Below are 17,536 nucleotides of genomic sequence, written 5' to 3' on the forward strand. Positions count from 1 at the left end.
TCTTTTATATCTTTTTAATTTTTGCAATATAAAATCCCTCTGTATCATTATCCCATGGCCATATCCTTACAGTATTTCTTATATCTTCTAGATTTTCTATCTTATATTTTCCATATTCTTCAATTATTTCTGATTTATTAAGATTTGGTATGTTTATTTTTTCTATTTTTGCATTTTCTCTCTTTGATAATAAATAATCTACTATAAACTCATTTTCTAATGGTTCTACAGAACATGTTGAATATACTAGTGTCCCTCCTTCTTTTAAATTATCAAAAGCTTTAATTATTAATTTCTTTTGCAAATAACTCAATCTATTTATAGCATCGTTGCTCCATATTTTTAATGTCTTATATGATTTTCTTATTGCTCCAGTTCCAGAACATGGTGCATCTAGTAAAATTTTATCGAACTTAATATTTAATCTATCTATTTTTAACCCATCCATCATGGTAACTATTGTATTTATAATACCCTGCTTTTGTAAATTTTCACCTAAAGCTCTTATTCTATTTATATCAACATCATTTGCTATTATTAATCCCTCATTTTCCATATGCATAGCAATTTGTGTCGTTTTTGAACCAGGTGCAGCGGCGAGATCTAATATCACATCATCTTTTTTTGGATCCAATGCTATGGGAGGTATCATAGACGCAGCCTCTTGTGGATAATAATAACCTAGTTGGAACTCTACAGTATTTCCTATATCCCGTCTATAACCATCTATCCAAAATCCATATTTATAAAATGGTATCCTCTTTATTTCCCAACCATAATCTTTCAATCTGGATAATACTTCTTTTGCCGATATGTTTATTTTAAATGGATTTTGCCTTAAATTATATATATTATCTATTTCTTTTGATATATATCTTAAATTTTCTTCTTTTATTATGCATTTTAGGTTATCATAATTTATGTCGTCTATTAATTTTATTGTATTTATTCTTATAGCTTTCTTTAATAGTCTAAAGGACCATTCTAAAAATTTATCATAATCTTTGTCTAATAATCTCTTAAAATGCTCTTCAAAGCTTTCTTTTATTTCCATCAGTCGCTATCTAATCATCATCATTCAGGAGCGTAATGCTTCATCATTAAAAAATATTTATTTTTTATTTACTAAAGCTTCAGTTATAACTTTTTCTGCTTCTAATTTACCCTTAAATTCTTTTATTTTTACATATTTACCTGGCTCTAATTCCTTGTAATGCTCATAAAAGTGTTTTATTTGGTTTAATATTGCTTCCGGTAGATCTTTTATATCTTTTATACCTGAAAATCTAGGATCTATTTTATCGATTGGGACTGCAATTATTTTTCTATCTGTACCTTTCTCATCTTCTGTAACTAATACTCCTATTGGTCTTGCGGATATTATAGAGCCTGGGAATAAGATATCATATGATATCACTAATACATCCAATGGATCTCCATCTTCTTCTAGTGTTTCTGGTATAAATCCATAATTAAATGGATAAAACATTGCCGTATATAGTATCCTATCTACCCTCATTACTTTCTCTTCTTCATCAAATTCGTATTTTACATTACTTCCCTTTGGAATTTCTATAAAAACATTTATATCCTCTGGTGGATTCTTTCCAGCTTTCATATTTTAAAGTTTTTTATTATTTTTATAAATTTAATATTAGAAAATAAAAATATTTTAATATTATATTTGTACTATATAAAAACCTAAATTCAACTAATTTATAACATAATATAATATAATTTTAATATTGATTACAATATTTAACTTTATTTATTACTATAGAATCATTAAATAATTAAATATTCCTATATTTTTAGAAAATAATACTCATATCTTTTCTAGAATATTTTATAACTCTTCCAATTTAGCTATATAATTATTTCTATTTATTATAGTATGTATAAAGCTAATATATGAAGATGAATAAATTATATATTCATATCTATAATTATGAACTAGATAATCTAGTTCATCCATTTTTTATAATTTTAATATCTTCTTTTATAATTTCTATAACTTTTTTAACATTGAAATAACCTTCAATATCTTTTGATAGAATTACCTTCTAGACTCTTGATTTTTTCATTTAAATCTTATCGTTATTAATTAAAAAATATATTTAAAATATTACCTTATAGTAGTCATATAATTGTTAGATTAATATATAAAATAACTATTTTTATAAACATATTTATCAAAAGATAGGTAATGGGTAGAATATTACATAGTAAATTTAGAAGATATGCTGATAAGATACTAGACAAATATCAAGATATATTTACTAACGATTATAAAAAAAATGTGAAGATACTAAATTTAGTATCTAGAGTACCATCAAAAAGATTGAGGAATAAAGTAGCTGGATATATAACAAAGCAAATGAAATATAGATCACCAGTATCATGATGGCAGATCAAATCGTAATATACATAGGAAATAAACCATTTATGAACTATGTAACAGCAGTAGTAATGCAATTTACAAGCCAAGATGCAAAAGAAGTTTTAATAAAGGCAAGAGGAAGATTTATAGCAAGAGCAGTAGATGTAGCAGAAGTAGTAAGAAAGAAGTTCCTATCCGATCAGGTAGATATATCAAAAATAAAAATAGACTCTGAAGAGAGACAAGTAGATCAGGGAGGAAAGAAAAGAAGAGTATCTACAATAGAAATATTATTAGCAAAGAAGTAATATTTTTCAGATTTTATTTTTTGAAATATTATTATTTTATAAAAGATTATATATTTTTAAACTGTTTATTAAAAATTAAATAATTATAGCGGAGTAGGGCAGCTAGGAGTGCCCGGGGGGCTCATAACCCCCAGGTCGGAGGTTCAAATCCTCCCTCCGCTAAATTTTATTGAGGTTTTTGCGATAGATATAAATTAAATATATGTTCTAAAGCCTTTTTATTATCATCGAAATCATCTTTTTTATATGATTTAGTGCTTTTTATTATATCTTCTAGATTATATAGTTTTGTATTTTTAAAGATAATTGATTTATAATCAAAATAATTATTTTCTCCTATAATATCTTTGTATATGTCATCTATAAATTTATTATCATTTGTATCGCTAGAACATATAACTTCTGACTCTTCTTTTTTACAATATTTAAATATTTTTATCTTTTTTATACTATCTATTAAATCTTTAGTATTTTCTAATAATAAAGATTCTAAAGTTTTGCTATTTGTAGGTACTTCTAATCCTGAAGCTATATCTATATAATTTATATCATTTCCACCTCTAGTAATCTGATATAATGCAATATCAGATATCGAATATTTATTATCTACTACAGATTTTATTATCAATTCTATCGAAGAAGTTAGTTTATATAAAAATTCATCATATGGTAATTTTACATAAAAATTATTTAAATTATCTCTATCAAATTCAAATTTATAATCTAATCCAAGTATATATGAAGGTATTGTTGGATTTTTAACTATATCTGATATTATTAATGCTGAAAGATTATTTTTTGCAGTTAATATTGGCATTATATACATATCATACGTTCCTTCTTGGTAATATAATATATAGGGATTTTCTTGATAATATGGTTTGCTAATGTACCTTAATTCTTTTATATTTTTGTTATTGATAATTAAAGGCATTCCCAATAATAAAGGTACATAATATATTCCATATATATTCTTTTTTAATGCCCTGTATTTACTTTTTATATCTTTCTCTACGTCTATAGTATGGTCAGCTAAGAATTTAGAGTTATATGGTCTAATCTCGCTTAACTTTATTTTTTCCCCTTTTTTATTATATAATATTAAAGATTCTGGTAGCTTTCTTCTAAACTTCTCAATATTAATATCCTTTCTTTTGTTACCTATTAAAGTTTCATATAATATTTCATCATCTTTTATTCTTATTGAAACCCTAAATTTATCAAAAGTACTACTCACTAATTTTTGATAAAATTCCCCATAATTATTATAAAAATTTTTACCTATTATACCTCTATTTTTTAAACTTTTTAAATATTCTATATTCGGCAAGTATTCAGAGTAAATCTTTGGAAATATATCTTTTTTATCAGTGTATTCAGAACCATTATTTCCTATAAAAAAATATGAACAACTATTATATTCTTTATTTATTATCCTTCGAATATAATTTATGTATTCATTAAATGACTTTAGATTACATATTTCATCTATTATATTATTATCCATTTAGAAATTTCAATAAAAATATTTATATATATTATTAATATATTACTTATAAAAGAGGAACAAAAATTTTAAGATTTGTATAATTTTAATTAATTTTTTATGTGATTTATATATAAAATATTTATAATAAATCTAGCATTTTATCATTGAGTTAATTATTTTTCTTATAATTTTCTATATATTATTTTTTTAATTATATAAAATCTATGAGTTATTAACTGGAAATTTTTGTTTTATTCTTATAAAGGAAATAGGTATATATATCTTCTAGATTAATTTCTTTAATTTTTATATTTAACACACTATTATTTAAGCTATAATTATAAAATAAATTTAACTAGATCTTTTAAATCTCTTAAAACATAAATAGCAAATTTTCTTTTTACAACCATAGATCAGAATAAAGGAATATGATATATCAGAGTCAAAGACATAGGACTGGATTTGGAATACAGTATAAAGATATGGTTTTATAAAAGGAAAATATAGTTTTTTCAGTAGAGACTACCGACATTGCAGGCTTAGTATTTTTTCTCTTCTGCTTGCTTTAATAATTTAGTAATAATACATTAAAATATAATAGAAAACTTTTGGATTAAAATTGTTTATATTCTTTAGCATATAGTTTATGAATTTTTAATATATTACTTGTTATTTTTTCAAATTCATCTTCATCTAAAGAATCTACCATATCCATATAACCTTTTATATCAATTCCATTCTTAATTTTTTCTCCTAAATTATATGGTGTTTTTGTGTTGAATATATTATCTTTACAAACGATATAATTGTCTTTTATTTCACATCTTTTTAATATTTCAAATTTATCTGCATCTAATAATTCATTATATGCATTTTCTACTAAAGCTTTCAATCCTCCTTGATTAATTGCAACTCCAAATCCAGGAGCTATATCAATAAAAATTGGTTCCCTCCCATTAAAAGTTATTTGATATGGTCCTACATCTGATGGCACAAATTTCATATTAATAATAGATTTTAATGTTTTATCTATAAACTCGGTAGCTTTCCCTATAATATTGTCAATTTTTTCTTCTATCTTTATTTTATTTATAGCCTCTTTATCCAATTCAAATTTATATGATAATCCCAAAATATAAGGTTCAAATGTAGGATGTCTTACTATACTCAGTAAAGTTAGATGACTTAAATAATTTTCTGATATACTTATTGGTTTTTTAACTATCTCATAAGGACCACCACAACCATAAAATGGGGTTGAAGCAAAGGGGTTCTCCTGATAATATGGCTTACTAATATAAAGTATTTTTGGAAAATATTGTTCAAATGATAGAAGTAGATGAACGGCAAATATTGTAGGAATATATATAGGGCCAGTATGATTTTTTTCTATTTTTTTAATATTTTTTTCTAAATAGATATTAGGGAGTTCTACATAATATCTAAGTTCTGATAATTTCTTTTCCCTTTCATCCTGTGTATTTCCATCTTGTGCTGAAGTTTTTGTTAAAATCGTAGACTCTGGTAATTTAGTTCTATTTTGTAGTGAAGAAAGATAAATATCGTTTCTTCCCTTAAGAATATCCTTTTCATATATAATTTCTTTTTCTGTTTTTGTATGAAAAACCATCAATATTTTTTCAGGATGTTTTTCTAATACTTCAGTAAGATCTCCTGAAAATCTTATCTCTTCAATGAAATTTTTATAAAAAGGTAAATATTGTAGTGGCAATATTGATGATTTTGATATTGTAGTAGAATATTCTCGACCTACAGCAAGATAAGAAGCCGATCTAAAATCACCGTTTACATATTCTCTAATAAATCGTATATAATTATCATAATTACTAGATTCTTCTAATTTTTTATCTAAATTATCTAAAGCGACCATATTTTGATTTATTTATATAAATTTTTTATAAATGTAACTATTTAAGAGTAATATTATATATTTTACTTTTTAAGTATTTAATCAACATTCCTTATTATGTTAATAGGTCTAACTGGAAAACCAAATGTAGGGAAATCAACAATGTTTAAAGCAATAACATTACAAGATGTTGCAATAGCAAACTATCCATTTACGACAATCGATCCCAATAAAGGTTATGGTTTTGTTAAAGTAGAAGATGTAGGTCCTGAATTTAATGTTAAGTCAAATCCGAGAAATGGATTTATAAAAGATAAGTACAGATTCGTTCCAATAGAAATTATAGATATAGCAGGTTTGGTGCCTGGAGCACATGAAGGTAAGGGGTTGGGTAATAAATTTTTAGATGATGTTAGACAAGCAGATTTATTAATACATGTCGTAGATATTTCTGGAAGTACAAATGCAGAAGGTCAATACCTAGGTCCTGGTAATTATGATCCTTCAAATGATATAATATGGTATGAAGAAGAGATAAATTGGTGGTTTTTTAACATTATAAAAAAGAATTTGGAAAAAAATATAAGAAAAATAAAAAATGAACACTTAGAATTAGATAAAGAATTAGCAAAGTTAATATCAGGATTAAATATAAAAGAATACCATATATCAAAATCTTTTAAAGATTTAAATATAAATAACGATGATTATGATATATTAGATGATGATAACAAACTATTCCAGCTTGCTTCTACTATAAGAAAAAATTCTAAACCAATTATTATCGCTGCAAATAGGATAGATATTAATATAGATATTGCTAAAAATAATTTGAAAAAATTAAAAGAAAAGTTTCCAGATAAGATTATTATACCAACTTCAGGTTATGCAGAATTAATATTAAAAGAATTAGACAAAAAAGGTAAAATATATTATATACCGGGAGATAATCATTTTAAAATAATAGGAGATTTAAATGATAAGGAAAAAAAGGCTATAGAATTTATTAAGGAGAAGATATTATTAGAATTTAATAGTACCGGAGTTCAAGATATCCTGAACTATTCTGTATTTGATTTATTAAAGTATGTTGCTATATTTCCAGGTGGTATAGATTCATTAGCAGATAAAGAAGGTAGAATATTGCCAGATTGTTTTTTAATGCCTCCAGGAAGTACAGTGCTAGATTTTGCAAATAGAATTCATTCAGATTTAGCAAAAAACTTTATAAAAGCAATAGATGTAAGAACAAAAAAAATGCTAGGTAAAGATTATATATTAAAGAATAGAGATATAATACAAATCATAGCTAATGCATAAACCTTTATAAAGTTGCGATAATATTATATAGAATGATTATACCAGTTAGATGCTTTACATGTGGCAGACCAATTGGACATTTATGGGAGAAATATAATGAATTGATAAACAGTGGGAAATCTGAAAAAGAAGCTTTAGATTATTTGGGCTTAGAAAGATTTTGTTGTAGGCAAGTATTCTTAGGACATGTAGATCAGATACAATTAATAGCAAAGTTAAAGAAATTATAAATATATGCTTTTTTTAAAATTATTTGGTTATATATTACCAATAATAATATCTATATTTGTAATATACATACTAGTAGGCATATACAGATATAATAAAAATTATATTAATTTAGATTCTCATAATTTTGATAAAAATAAAATCTTTATTTTAGTTCCTTTATATAATGAAAAATTAGAGAACTTTAAATTACAAATAAATTTGTATAAAAAATATAATATTTTATATATATTAAATGGATCATTAGAACCTTATAAGAGTATTTTAGAAGAAAATAATATAAGATACATTTATATAGATGAAAAGAATAAAAAGAAAGCAGTATGGACGGGTTTAGATTATATAAAGAAATTTAACCCAGAATATATATTATTATTAGATAGTGATACAATAATAACAGATAAAGACATAATAGAAGGTTTAAATTATATAGAAAAATTTAATATTTCTGCTCTATCCTTTAATATATTATATTATGGAAATAATATATATAACGATTTAATCAGTTTAATAAATCAAACATTTATATATATAAACAAAGGCTTTACAGGTAATAATAGATGTCATTTCTTATATGGTCAGTGTATTCTAGGAAAATTTGGTGATATATATGACGCATATAAATTAATTTCTGAAAAATATATTAATAAAAAATTAGGAGATGACAGATTGTTAGCTTCTATATTGATAAATAATAATAAAAAAATATTTTATTTAGATAATAATTATATAATTACCGAAGGAATAAATTCTTTTAATGAATTAATAAAGAAATTTACTAGATATATGAGATCTTTAATTATTATATCAATAATTGATATTAAAGAAAGGTATATATTTAAAAAATCCATTTTTTATTATTTGTATTTATTTATATCTTTCTTACCATTAGTATTATATATTTATAACTTCTATACGATTTTAGGATTTATCTTATCATCAAAACATCTTTCCATATATATTGTAAAAGGATTATTTTATAAGATATTATATATTAATATTGTCTCTGATATAAGATTTTTATATAATTTAATATTTTATAAAAATTGGATAAGTCATTTATTTAATTATCCGCATATATTTGTCCATTTGTTATATATCTTATTTAAATATTTTGTAATATCTTTCTATATGATATCAATATATGCTATATATATAAAATATATCCATAAAAAGAGCCCTATATTATTATATATGCTTTTTTCTTTTATTTATCCTTTTATTTTGTTTTATTCTTTATTTACTTTTTTTAAGGATGATTGGTTGACAAGATAAAATACATTTCTTATACTTAATAAAAAAATTGTTATACCGAAAAATAATATTATAGGATTTGGAAAAGTACCATAATTAGATGCTATATTTCTTACTGCTATATCTAATATATTGTTATCGTACAAAGTGAATGCAGAAAACAATATAAGTATAGAGATCATAAAAGATATTAAGTATCCATAATTATTATTCTTATATATTAAGTATATAGATATTATTGATATAAAAAGTATTATAAATAAAAATATTTCAACAGATATAACAATATTATAATTAAATATTGGTTTGTATACTATATATGCCACTAAATCTAAAAATGTTTCTAGAGAAAACAAAGACATAAGTATTAATAAAATTTCTTTCCTTATATTTATACCTTCTACTTTATCCATTTTTCAGTTCTAATCTTATTTCGCATGCCCTGCATATCTCTCTCGTTGTTGGATAACCGCATATCTTGCATTTATTTAATTTTATATTATTCATATTTTTAAAATCTACTTTTGCATTATTAATAATTTCTAGTATATTTTTTAATAGTTCTTCATGAAATCCCTCATATATATTTTCAATATTATATAGTTTTGATCTTATATATTCTCTAAATTCGCCATTTATGAATGAACATTCGCCGTAGATGGGCGCCAGGTTATTTATTATAGAATATATATAATTTTCTTTTTCAGAATTAAAATAAAAAGGTTTTATTCTTGGTATGAAATCTGTTTCAATTATACCAGTATACGGTCCAGTTTTTAGAAGATCTTTTATATTATCTTCAAATATATTCATGATTATTGTTTGTAATTCATCATTTAAATTATGCGCAGTAGCAAATTTGTTTATATCTAGATCTTTTGATGCTTTCCACATTAACCACCTTCTCCAGACTCCGCAGATTGTACAAGACTTCATATCTCTAGATATCTTTAATGCATCTTCTAATCTTGTATTAAAATAATCTTCAAATTTGTATATTTTTATTTCTATATTATATAACCTTGCAATTTCTAGTAATTTTAAAGTATCTTTATCCCTATACCCTTTTATACCTTCATCTATATGTACCCCATATACCTTTATATTAAAATATTCTGTGTATTTATTTAGGAAATATAATAGAGCATTCGAGTCTTTCCCCCCGGAAACTCCAACACCAATAATATCTCCTTCTTTTATTAAACTATATTTTTCTATTGTTTTTATTGTTTTCTCTTCAAAGTATTTTATAAAATGATCTTTACAATAATATAGATCCTTATATCTATATATTGCATTATTATTACAAAAAGAACATTTCATTTGTTTATTTCATGTATAAAATAATCTTTTATTGCCGGTACAACATCATATATAAACTTGCCTTTTAGTTTTGTCCTAGTTAAATATTTATATTCTACCATCCTTTTTAGTATATTGGATATGGCATGTATTGTTGCATCATTATATCTTTCTTTAAATAGCTTTAATAATTCGTTAACAGTTTTAGGTCCGTATTTTGATATTATCTCAATTATATATTTTTGTTTTTCTGTTAGTTTTAATATATCGGTAGGTGGCCTTTTAGATTCATATATTTTATCAATTATAGATTTATCTACTATATTTTTTCTTTCTCTGTATGCTATTAATAATGCTTCATAAGAGTATTTCAGTATCTCTCTTGGTAGACCTCCAGATAGATTATATATCTCTTCTATAGCATCATCTGTAAATAGACCAGGGTTTCCAGATATCTCCAATCTCTTCTTAATCAATAACTTTCCGCTTTCCGGATCTAGAGATTTAAGATATATTTTTGATAATATTCTTTCATATAATGTTCTGTGTTCTTTCAATAATCTTTCTTCTAATTCCGGCAATCCAGATAATATAAATGTACAACTAGTCTGATCTGATAATATCTTTATCCACTCTAGCATATCATCTGTAAAGAAAGTTGCCTCATCAATAAATATAATTAAATTTTTTTTATTTAAATATTCGAGTAGATTATATTTCTTAATTTTATATAATATCTTCTCCATTATAGTAAATTTCTCTTTAATATAGTCTTCAAATTCGCTTTTTTCTTTAAAAGGTCTGTATATATAAATTTTATTTTTTATTTTTAGATTATTAAATGTCCATAATAATAATGTTGTCTTACCAGCTCCAGTGGGTCCTGATATTAATATTATCTTTTCTTTTCCATTTATGGATGATATTAATTTTTCTCTCTCTAAGCTATATCCTACAAAAGTTTGCAGTATTATTTCCAATCTAAATGGATTATCATTTAAATTAAAATACTTTAGTATTTCATTATCATTCATCCTAAAATATTGATTATAAAAAATATTATTAAAGCTTAAAAATATAAAAAATCTAAATTAATAATCATTATAAAGGTCAATAGCCCCGTCGTCTAGCGGCCCAGGATGTAGGGTTTTGGTCCCTGTGACCGGGGTTCGAATCCCCGCGGGGCTATGTCACTGTATCTAGATAGTTGAAGTTACCTTAAATGATAGACACTTTATAAATTGATAAGAATTTATTTTATATATGATATTGACTCCTTTATTAAATCTAATAAGTTCATATAATTATCTTAAGGTATCCATAGTATTTATTTCTATAGTTGTAATTGGTTATTTTATAGGAAAATTAGTATCATTTATATTAAAAATTATATTAAATAAGATACTGGGATTTGATAGCTGGTTGCATTCCAGAGGGATAGCTCAGGAATACTCCATTACGAATATAATACTAAGTATAATAAGATTTTTTATATATTTTTATTTTATAGGTTATGCTTTCAAGATATTACCATATAATATATCAATAATAGGTATTTTATTACTTTCTGTACTAAATTATCTATTAATTATTATACTATCTATGATCATTGCCTTTATAATGCTTGAAATGATAATAAAAACATCCATAGAACCAATATTAAATAATATAAAATATAAATCAGAAATGATGACTCTACTAAGATTTATAACAATGTTCTTTGTTCTAGTATTATTATTAAGTTATCTAAATTTATTGTCTCCGATATTATTATATCTATTTATTATATTATTTTCAGGAATGATAATTCCTATATCTATAGCATTAGGGATTGCTTTAGGAGACTTGTTTAAAGAAAAAATAAAAGACCTAAAGAAATGAATTATAAAGAAAGGATAATATTATTGTCTAATAACTTATTAAGTGGTATATTAAATAGTATATATTTTGTCTACCCATCCTTTTACCATTTTAATTCATCGATATACTTTTTTATAGTATTTATATCGTATTTTGGATCAATACTCTCTTCTATAATATTTGGAAATATAAAGGTAAATGGTAATAATTATATAAAGTGGTCTCTAGTTGGTATAGCTGGACCATTATTATCCATATTATTCTTATTCTATCCAAACACATATTTATACATATTCTCATATCTATTATTTTCTTTTACATATTATTCTACATATTTTGTATTTTTATTGTATTATAAAGATGTTAAATTAAATTTCTATTTTAATATTTATTGGACAATTGGAGAAATTATACCACAAATATCATTATTATTTGTATCAATAATGTTAAATTTATATATAATTAGTATATTGCTCTTATTATCGATATTAGTTGTTTTATCAAGAGAAATATACATGTTTCTATTTACAGAAGCTTATGAACTTAATTTATTAGTGAAAATTGATAAGATATTTTCTCAAATAGATCATGATATAAGTAATTTTGGAACGCTAGTTCCACTCTTTGAAGGCCTATTATATCCTATAAATATTAGAAAATTAAAATTTGGCTACATTGAATTATATAATTTTTTTGTATTAATCGGTTTTTCTCTTGTATGGTCATCTTTAGTATTTCTTGTTGATAAAATAAATTTAGGAAATATATATCCATTATTATTATTCATTAATGGACTATATACTTCGATATTTTATAAGATATATAAGAGAACCATCAATAATAATAATGTAAATATAGGTATATTAAGCAGATTATCCATGGGCGTAATATTAATTATATTTTCTGTGATTTATTCCGTATTAAGTATACCAATAAATGGAATAATAATGACTGTATTATTTATTTTAGCTGCTTACTCATGGACTATGTTTCAATTCTTTTTTGATAATTTTATAATAATTAAATATCCAGAAAAATTTGGAAATGTATACTTTTTTAGGAATCTTGGCGGTATGTTTGGATCAATAATATTATTATTTATATCATTATTTAATGGTCTAATATTATCTTTAGCTATTTTGGGTATATCTATATTCTTTTTTAGGTCATATTTTAAAAAAGTAATATAGGAATAAATCTTTATGGATTTGAAAATAAATAAAATTGACAATAATATATTTGAAATTAAGGAAGATAAGAATATGAATGTACCTGTTAGAATTTATGCTAATGAGAATCTAATAGAAAAGATGAAGAATGATAAAACCCTAATACAAGGAAAGAATGTGGCAAGCCTACCTGGAATTTATAAATATTCTATAGTTATGCCAGATGGCCATGAAGGATATGGATTTCCGGTAGGTGGTGTAGCGGCTTTTGATATAAACGAAGGAATAATCTCTCCAGGTGGAATAGGATATGATATAAATTGCGGAGTTAGATTAATAAAAACGAATTTAACTTATAATGAAATAAAGGCAAAATTAAAAGAACTAGTAGAGGAAATTTTTAAGAATGTACCAGCAGGTGTTGGGGAAACAGGGAAAATAATACTATCCACAGGTCAATTTAAGGATTCTATCGAGGAAGGATTAGACTGGAGCTATAGAGAAGGATACGCATGGAAAGAAGATCTAGATTATATAGAATCTAATGGAAAATTAAAAGAGGCATCAATAGATTATATATCTGATTTGGCTATAAGAAGAGGTTTAGATCAATTAGGAACTCTAGGATCTGGAAATCATTTTCTAGAAATACAAGTTATTGAAAAAATATTTAATCAAGAGATAGCGAAGATACTTGGTTTAGAAAATGATCAGGTTATGATAATGATCCATACAGGTTCCAGGGGTTTTGGCCATCAAATAGCTTCAGATTATATAGAATTGGGGTTAAATAAATATAAAGATACAATAGATAGATTACCAGATAGAGAACTAATCTATTTACCATTTCAATCTGAGGAAGGGCAAAAATACTTAAAATCTATGAGTGCTGCAGCAAATTTTGCTTGGAATAATAGACAATTAATTACTTACCAAATTAGAAGATCATTTGAAAAAGTATATAACCATTCTGCGGAAGATATAGGATTAAATATATTATATGACGTAGCGCATAATATAGCAAAAATAGAAAAATATGATAATAAAAAATTAATAGTTCACAGAAAAGGTGCTACAAGAGCATTTCCAGCAGGTAGTGAAGAACTAGTTAGTAAATATAACAAGATAGGGCAACCAGTTTTAATACCAGGTTCTATGGGAACCGGTTCATATATATTGGTCGCGAATCAAAACTCCGTAGATCTGTCTTTTGCTTCATCTGCTCATGGTGCTGGTAGAAATTTATCAAGATCTTCAGCAAGAAAAAAATTTAGATATGATGATATAATAAATAATTTAAATAAAAAGGGAATAATTGTAAAATCTACAACTAAAGAAGGGATAATTGAAGAAGTTCCGGAAGCTTATAAAGATATAGATGAAGTAGTAAAAGTTATAGATTCATTGAATATATCAAATATAGTAGCTAGACTTAGACCAATTGCAGTAATAAAAGGATAGATATGAAATATATATTTTGTATCCTACAAATAATATTTTTTATAATAGCCGTCAATTAATAATGAAATCTTGATTTTTTATTCGATGATTATATTAGGTAAAATAACACATAAAATATATATCTTACTAAAATATATCTATATTATGAGATCTATATCACCTATTATAGCTACTATATTATTTTTATGTAGGTAAATTTCCTTAAATATCTTCTACCTATGTAGAATATGATAATGGAGAATATATGATCTATTTTGGGAGGATCCATTACAGTTAACAAATGGATAAATATAACTGCTACTTCTAGCTCAATAGAATATACTGCTACTACCTTTTCATCCAATGTAATTTTAGACTTCTAAGGCTATATAGGTCAGCCAACTGGCTCAAACTATTGGAATCCAAATAGTTTCTTTCCAAATACTACTCAAACATCTACACCAGAAGGTCAGGTGATTATGTCTATGAATATGGTCCTTCAGGAGGGATATTTCCAACTACTCCGCTTCATCAATTCAAGTTACCGACTATGCAATATTTCCAACAGTATTAACTGGGAGTAATACATATTATTGCATAAACTATACACAGATGCCAACATATTATGCGCAACAATCATCATCTCATTACATTTGGCTCTTCCTAGAAAGGAGAAAGCGACAGACCAACATTTATTTAATAGGCTAGAGCTCGTGAATAGCCTCCTAAACGTAGTTATACCTTCTATTTCTTAAAGATTAAAAATCTATTCGGAAACAATTAATGTTATTGTTTTTTCAACAAAATCTAGAGATCTTATTTTATCTAATAAAAATCTCCTTATATCTTCTAAATTTTGAACTTCTATCTTTAATATTATATCATATTCTCCATATACAGTATGGTATTCTAATACATTTACTTCCTTCTCTTCTTTAACTCTATCTATAAGATTTTTCTCCTTCCCTGGCCTTAGATTAACTAATACATAAACAAGCGTCATTTCTTTATCTCTTCTTTTAATTCTTTTATCTCTTTTCTCTGATATTCAATTACTATAGCAATAATAGACAACCATAGTACAGATAACCATGTAAATAATGCAGAAATTGTTGAAGAAGCTGTACTTTCTAATACCAATGGTAATTCTATGCTTTTAAATAATAATAAAAATCCCAATAGCATATTGATGAAAAAACCCACTAGTAAAATTATCTCTAATAAATCTGGTACTTTATAATCAAAATTCACCATACTATTATTTTTTAAAAAAAATTTATATATATATTCTATGAGAGCACTAGACAATAAAACAAAAAAGGAACTATTTGATATTTTAATAAATAAATATAAAATAAAATGCGAAGAAACAAAAAATGAACAAATATTTATGGATGAAAATAAAATATATTATTATAAAGATACACCAATTGCATTTATAAAAAAAGACAAGGTATATCCTACACTATTATTAATAACAAAATATGACAATGACCTAAATTATATAATAGTTAATAATGGAGCAAAGGATAGTATATTAAATGGCGCTGATGTATTCAGACCTGGCATTGTAGAATTTTCAGAATTCAAAAAAGGAGATATAGTAATTATTGCATCAGAGGACCAAAAAATTTTAGCAATAGGTGAAGCATTATATGATTATAATGAGTTAAATGATATGAAAAAAGGAAAAGTAGCAGAAAATATACACTATTACGGAGATAATATATTTAGATACATTAAAAGACTATAATTATTTTATAAAGTACAATAAATTTTGTTTTAGTATATTACTATACTTTTTAATTTTAAAATAAGATATATTATACTTTTTATTTAATCTATTATTTAAATATTCCACTAGATCATTATAGTTATCAAATTTCTCTATAATATTATTTAACATGTATTTTGTTCCTTCTCTAACGACCCAAACACCCAATGGAACACTATATTCTTTAGTAACAAATCTAAAAACTATTAAACTTCCTTTTAATCTATAATTCTTCATAAACTCCGCAAAAGATAATCTTAAAGAAGAATAACCACCAGATTTATCATCCCTTCCTATGATAGAGTATTTACTATATAGATTATATATAGAACCTGGTATTAAAACCTCTATCAGTTCTACATCCCCTTTACCTGGAATAAGAATTCCATAAAAATCATTACCATATAAAGAATAATAAAATAAATAATATTTATCTATAACCTTTATATCCTCTAATTCTTTCCTTAATTTTTTTTCTAAAATGTTATGAACTGCAGTTATAGACCACCTACTTGGAACTAATTTTCTATTTATTCTATAACCAAAAAAACCTATAGAAAATAATCTAGATATATAATAATCAGACATTCCTTCTTTATATAGATAGTATACAGATTCTTCGGATTTGATATCATTGATTCTATACACTTCTTTAGGTATCCTGGGATTTTCATTCAATATAATTTTATCAAATATTCCATTAAATCCATAAAAACCAACTATCTTAGATATATTATCATTCTCATATATTTTCTTCAGATATAATTCTATATTTATTGATTTTATAGACAGCATCGCATCTAATATATCATTATATAATCTTTCATCTTTTCTAGGTAAATTGGAATCCACAATTTTCTTTGCATTCACTAATCCAACTCTATTTTTTATTATTTCATCAACTGGTATATTATTTTTCGCCCAATATATAGGATTATCATAATAATTTATATTATCATTTTGAGATGTCAATATACCTAATGATAATTTAGGATAATTTATAGAACTAATCAAATTTGATGGAGGAGTAAATCCATATATTTCCCTCTTCAGATATATAGATTTTCCATATAATTTTTTATATTTCTCTGCCAATCTTTTAGCAGAAATATTATCTATCATTATCTTTTAAATTATTTGTA

At 24.2% G+C, this 17,536-nt stretch carries 21 protein-coding genes and 2 tRNA genes; 11 read left to right on the top strand and 12 right to left on the bottom strand.

Annotated elements, in window-relative coordinates:
• Positions 1-4: 4 nt before the first annotated feature.
• From MJ2HA_RS02405 to MJ2HA_RS02415, 3 genes are all read right to left on the bottom strand, one after another.
• The gene (locus tag MJ2HA_RS02405) at positions 5-1,054 is read right to left on the bottom strand and encodes an NOL1/NOP2/sun family putative RNA methylase (protein ID WP_258392956.1); all 1,050 of its coding nucleotides are present in this window, start codon (positions 1,052-1,054) and stop codon (positions 5-7) included.
• 57 nt (positions 1,055-1,111) lie between these two features.
• A complete protein-coding gene (gene ppa, locus MJ2HA_RS02410) occupies positions 1,112-1,618 on the bottom strand; it encodes an inorganic diphosphatase (protein ID WP_258392957.1) in 507 nt (168 codons plus the stop codon).
• 228 nt (positions 1,619-1,846) lie between these two features.
• Positions 1,847-1,975, bottom strand: coding sequence for a hypothetical protein (locus MJ2HA_RS02415; RefSeq protein ID WP_258392958.1), 129 nt, complete (start codon positions 1,973-1,975; stop codon positions 1,847-1,849).
• A 231-nt stretch (positions 1,976-2,206) separates the two neighbouring features.
• Here MJ2HA_RS02415 and MJ2HA_RS02420 point away from each other — a divergent pair, with 231 nt between their 5' ends.
• From MJ2HA_RS02420 to MJ2HA_RS02430, 3 genes are all read left to right on the top strand, one after another.
• Positions 2,207-2,404: a 30S ribosomal protein S17e gene (locus tag MJ2HA_RS02420; protein WP_258392959.1), complete on the top strand. Its 198-nt coding sequence runs from the start codon at positions 2,207-2,209 to the stop codon at positions 2,402-2,404.
• Entirely contained in the window at positions 2,404-2,688 is a 285-nt protein-coding gene (gene albA / locus MJ2HA_RS02425; protein ID WP_258392960.1) for a DNA-binding protein Alba, read from the top strand. The genes MJ2HA_RS02420 and albA overlap by 1 nt, the downstream gene beginning before the upstream one ends.
• Positions 2,689-2,775: 87 nt before the next feature.
• Positions 2,776-2,850 (top strand) — tRNA-Met (locus tag MJ2HA_RS02430).
• A 4-nt stretch (positions 2,851-2,854) separates the two neighbouring features.
• Here the strand turns inward: MJ2HA_RS02430 and MJ2HA_RS02435 are convergent.
• Together MJ2HA_RS02435 and MJ2HA_RS02440 are read right to left on the bottom strand one after the other, a co-directional pair.
• Complete coding sequence (locus tag MJ2HA_RS02435) at positions 2,855-4,195, bottom strand: hypothetical protein (RefSeq protein ID WP_258392961.1); 1,341 nt, start codon at positions 4,193-4,195, stop codon at positions 2,855-2,857.
• A 595-nt stretch (positions 4,196-4,790) separates the two neighbouring features.
• On the bottom strand, positions 4,791-6,068 hold the full coding sequence (locus MJ2HA_RS02440) for a hypothetical protein (protein WP_258392962.1): 1,278 nt from the start codon (positions 6,066-6,068) through the stop codon (positions 4,791-4,793).
• A 96-nt stretch (positions 6,069-6,164) separates the two neighbouring features.
• Between MJ2HA_RS02440 and ychF the strand changes: the two genes are divergently transcribed.
• The 3 genes from ychF to MJ2HA_RS02455 are packed head-to-tail and all read left to right on the top strand — an operon-like array spanning position 6,165 to position 8,870.
• Complete coding sequence (gene ychF / locus MJ2HA_RS02445; RefSeq protein WP_258392963.1) at positions 6,165-7,367, top strand: YchF-related putative GTPase; 1,203 nt, start codon at positions 6,165-6,167, stop codon at positions 7,365-7,367.
• Between the two features lie 32 nt (positions 7,368-7,399).
• Entirely contained in the window at positions 7,400-7,597 is a 198-nt protein-coding gene (locus MJ2HA_RS02450) for a DNA-directed RNA polymerase subunit N (protein WP_258392964.1), read from the top strand.
• Positions 7,598-7,601: 4 nt separating this feature from the next.
• Positions 7,602-8,870 carry a glycosyltransferase gene (locus MJ2HA_RS02455; protein ID WP_258392965.1) on the top strand — a complete coding sequence of 423 codons (1,269 nt, stop codon included), beginning with the start codon at positions 7,602-7,604 and terminating at the stop codon, positions 8,868-8,870.
• On the opposite strand, the gene MJ2HA_RS02460 is transcribed toward MJ2HA_RS02455, so the two are convergent.
• Genes MJ2HA_RS02460 through MJ2HA_RS02470 form a run of 3 tightly spaced genes read right to left on the bottom strand, consistent with a single transcriptional unit; the run spans position 8,825 to position 11,185 of the window.
• Positions 8,825-9,262, bottom strand: coding sequence for a hypothetical protein (locus MJ2HA_RS02460; RefSeq protein WP_258392966.1), 438 nt, complete (start codon positions 9,260-9,262; stop codon positions 8,825-8,827). The genes MJ2HA_RS02455 and MJ2HA_RS02460 overlap by 46 nt on opposite strands.
• Entirely contained in the window at positions 9,255-10,172 is a 918-nt protein-coding gene (locus MJ2HA_RS02465) for a PP-loop family protein (RefSeq protein ID WP_258392967.1), read from the bottom strand. Before MJ2HA_RS02465 ends, MJ2HA_RS02460 begins: the two co-directional genes overlap by 8 nt.
• Positions 10,169-11,185 (bottom strand): AAA family ATPase, encoded by a 1,017-nt coding sequence (locus tag MJ2HA_RS02470; RefSeq protein WP_258392968.1) that lies wholly within the window; start codon positions 11,183-11,185, stop codon positions 10,169-10,171. The genes MJ2HA_RS02465 and MJ2HA_RS02470 overlap by 4 nt, the downstream gene beginning before the upstream one ends.
• An 81-nt stretch (positions 11,186-11,266) precedes the next feature.
• On the opposite strand from MJ2HA_RS02470, the gene MJ2HA_RS02475 reads away from it, so the two are divergent.
• The 4 genes from MJ2HA_RS02475 (at position 11,267) to MJ2HA_RS02490 (ending at position 14,641) form a co-directional block, all read left to right on the top strand.
• Positions 11,267-11,339 (top strand) — tRNA-Gln (locus MJ2HA_RS02475).
• A gap of 75 nt (positions 11,340-11,414) precedes the next feature.
• Positions 11,415-12,032: a hypothetical protein gene (locus tag MJ2HA_RS02480; RefSeq protein ID WP_258392969.1), complete on the top strand. Its 618-nt coding sequence runs from the start codon at positions 11,415-11,417 to the stop codon at positions 12,030-12,032.
• On the top strand, positions 12,029-13,201 hold the full coding sequence (locus tag MJ2HA_RS02485) for a hypothetical protein (RefSeq protein WP_258392970.1): 1,173 nt from the start codon (positions 12,029-12,031) through the stop codon (positions 13,199-13,201). The genes MJ2HA_RS02480 and MJ2HA_RS02485 overlap by 4 nt, the downstream gene beginning before the upstream one ends.
• 12 nt (positions 13,202-13,213) lie before the next feature.
• A complete protein-coding gene (locus MJ2HA_RS02490) occupies positions 13,214-14,641 on the top strand; it encodes an RtcB family protein (RefSeq protein WP_258392971.1) in 1,428 nt (475 codons plus the stop codon).
• Between the two features lie 172 nt (positions 14,642-14,813).
• Here MJ2HA_RS02490 and MJ2HA_RS02495 read toward each other — a convergent pair whose 3' ends face one another.
• The 3 genes from MJ2HA_RS02495 to MJ2HA_RS02505 form a co-directional block, all read right to left on the bottom strand.
• The gene (locus MJ2HA_RS02495) at positions 14,814-14,984 is read right to left on the bottom strand and encodes a hypothetical protein (RefSeq protein WP_258392972.1); all 171 of its coding nucleotides are present in this window, start codon (positions 14,982-14,984) and stop codon (positions 14,814-14,816) included.
• A gap of 402 nt (positions 14,985-15,386) precedes the next feature.
• Positions 15,387-15,623, bottom strand: a complete 237-nt coding sequence (locus MJ2HA_RS02500; RefSeq protein WP_258392973.1) for an Lrp/AsnC family transcriptional regulator — start codon at positions 15,621-15,623, stop codon at positions 15,387-15,389.
• Positions 15,620-15,874: a hypothetical protein gene (locus MJ2HA_RS02505; RefSeq protein WP_258392974.1), complete on the bottom strand. Its 255-nt coding sequence runs from the start codon at positions 15,872-15,874 to the stop codon at positions 15,620-15,622. The genes MJ2HA_RS02500 and MJ2HA_RS02505 overlap by 4 nt, the downstream gene beginning before the upstream one ends.
• A 37-nt stretch (positions 15,875-15,911) precedes the next feature.
• Between MJ2HA_RS02505 and MJ2HA_RS02510 the strand changes: the two genes are divergently transcribed.
• Positions 15,912-16,373, top strand: coding sequence for a DUF1947 domain-containing protein (locus MJ2HA_RS02510; RefSeq protein WP_258392975.1), 462 nt, complete (start codon positions 15,912-15,914; stop codon positions 16,371-16,373).
• On the opposite strand, the gene MJ2HA_RS02515 is transcribed toward MJ2HA_RS02510, so the two are convergent.
• Entirely contained in the window at positions 16,374-17,516 is a 1,143-nt protein-coding gene (locus tag MJ2HA_RS02515; RefSeq protein ID WP_258392976.1) for an Nre C-terminal domain-containing protein, read from the bottom strand.
• Positions 17,517-17,536 lie beyond the last annotated feature (20 nt).

Origin of the sequence: Nanobdella aerobiophila (genome assembly GCF_023169545.1) — an archaeon.
Taxonomy (GTDB): Archaea; Nanobdellota; Nanobdellia; order Nanobdellales; family Nanobdellaceae; genus Nanobdella; species Nanobdella aerobiophila.

Coding starts and splice junctions, on each gene's coding strand:
- MJ2HA_RS02405 (WP_258392956.1), bottom strand. CDS start 1,054: ATGGAAATAAAAGAAAGCTTTGAAGAGCATTTTAAGAGATTATTAGAC.
- ppa (WP_258392957.1), bottom strand. CDS start 1,618: ATGAAAGCTGGAAAGAATCCACCAGAGGATATAAATGTTTTTATAGAA.
- MJ2HA_RS02415 (WP_258392958.1), bottom strand. CDS start 1,975: ATGGATGAACTAGATTATCTAGTTCATAATTATAGATATGAATATATA.
- MJ2HA_RS02420 (WP_258392959.1), top strand. CDS start 2,207: ATGGGTAGAATATTACATAGTAAATTTAGAAGATATGCTGATAAGATA.
- albA (WP_258392960.1), top strand. CDS start 2,404: ATGGCAGATCAAATCGTAATATACATAGGAAATAAACCATTTATGAAC.
- MJ2HA_RS02435 (WP_258392961.1), bottom strand. CDS start 4,195: ATGGATAATAATATAATAGATGAAATATGTAATCTAAAGTCATTTAAT.
- MJ2HA_RS02440 (WP_258392962.1), bottom strand. CDS start 6,068: ATGGTCGCTTTAGATAATTTAGATAAAAAATTAGAAGAATCTAGTAAT.
- ychF (WP_258392963.1), top strand. CDS start 6,165: ATGTTAATAGGTCTAACTGGAAAACCAAATGTAGGGAAATCAACAATG.
- MJ2HA_RS02450 (WP_258392964.1), top strand. CDS start 7,400: ATGATTATACCAGTTAGATGCTTTACATGTGGCAGACCAATTGGACAT.
- MJ2HA_RS02455 (WP_258392965.1), top strand. CDS start 7,602: ATGCTTTTTTTAAAATTATTTGGTTATATATTACCAATAATAATATCT.
- MJ2HA_RS02460 (WP_258392966.1), bottom strand. CDS start 9,262: ATGGATAAAGTAGAAGGTATAAATATAAGGAAAGAAATTTTATTAATA.
- MJ2HA_RS02465 (WP_258392967.1), bottom strand. CDS start 10,172: ATGAAATGTTCTTTTTGTAATAATAATGCAATATATAGATATAAGGAT.
- MJ2HA_RS02470 (WP_258392968.1), bottom strand. CDS start 11,185: ATGAATGATAATGAAATACTAAAGTATTTTAATTTAAATGATAATCCA.
- MJ2HA_RS02480 (WP_258392969.1), top strand. CDS start 11,415: ATGATATTGACTCCTTTATTAAATCTAATAAGTTCATATAATTATCTT.
- MJ2HA_RS02485 (WP_258392970.1), top strand. CDS start 12,029: ATGAATTATAAAGAAAGGATAATATTATTGTCTAATAACTTATTAAGT.
- MJ2HA_RS02490 (WP_258392971.1), top strand. CDS start 13,214: ATGGATTTGAAAATAAATAAAATTGACAATAATATATTTGAAATTAAG.
- MJ2HA_RS02500 (WP_258392973.1), bottom strand. CDS start 15,623: ATGACGCTTGTTTATGTATTAGTTAATCTAAGGCCAGGGAAGGAGAAA.
- MJ2HA_RS02505 (WP_258392974.1), bottom strand. CDS start 15,874: ATGGTGAATTTTGATTATAAAGTACCAGATTTATTAGAGATAATTTTA.
- MJ2HA_RS02510 (WP_258392975.1), top strand. CDS start 15,912: ATGAGAGCACTAGACAATAAAACAAAAAAGGAACTATTTGATATTTTA.
- MJ2HA_RS02515 (WP_258392976.1), bottom strand. CDS start 17,516: ATGATAGATAATATTTCTGCTAAAAGATTGGCAGAGAAATATAAAAAA.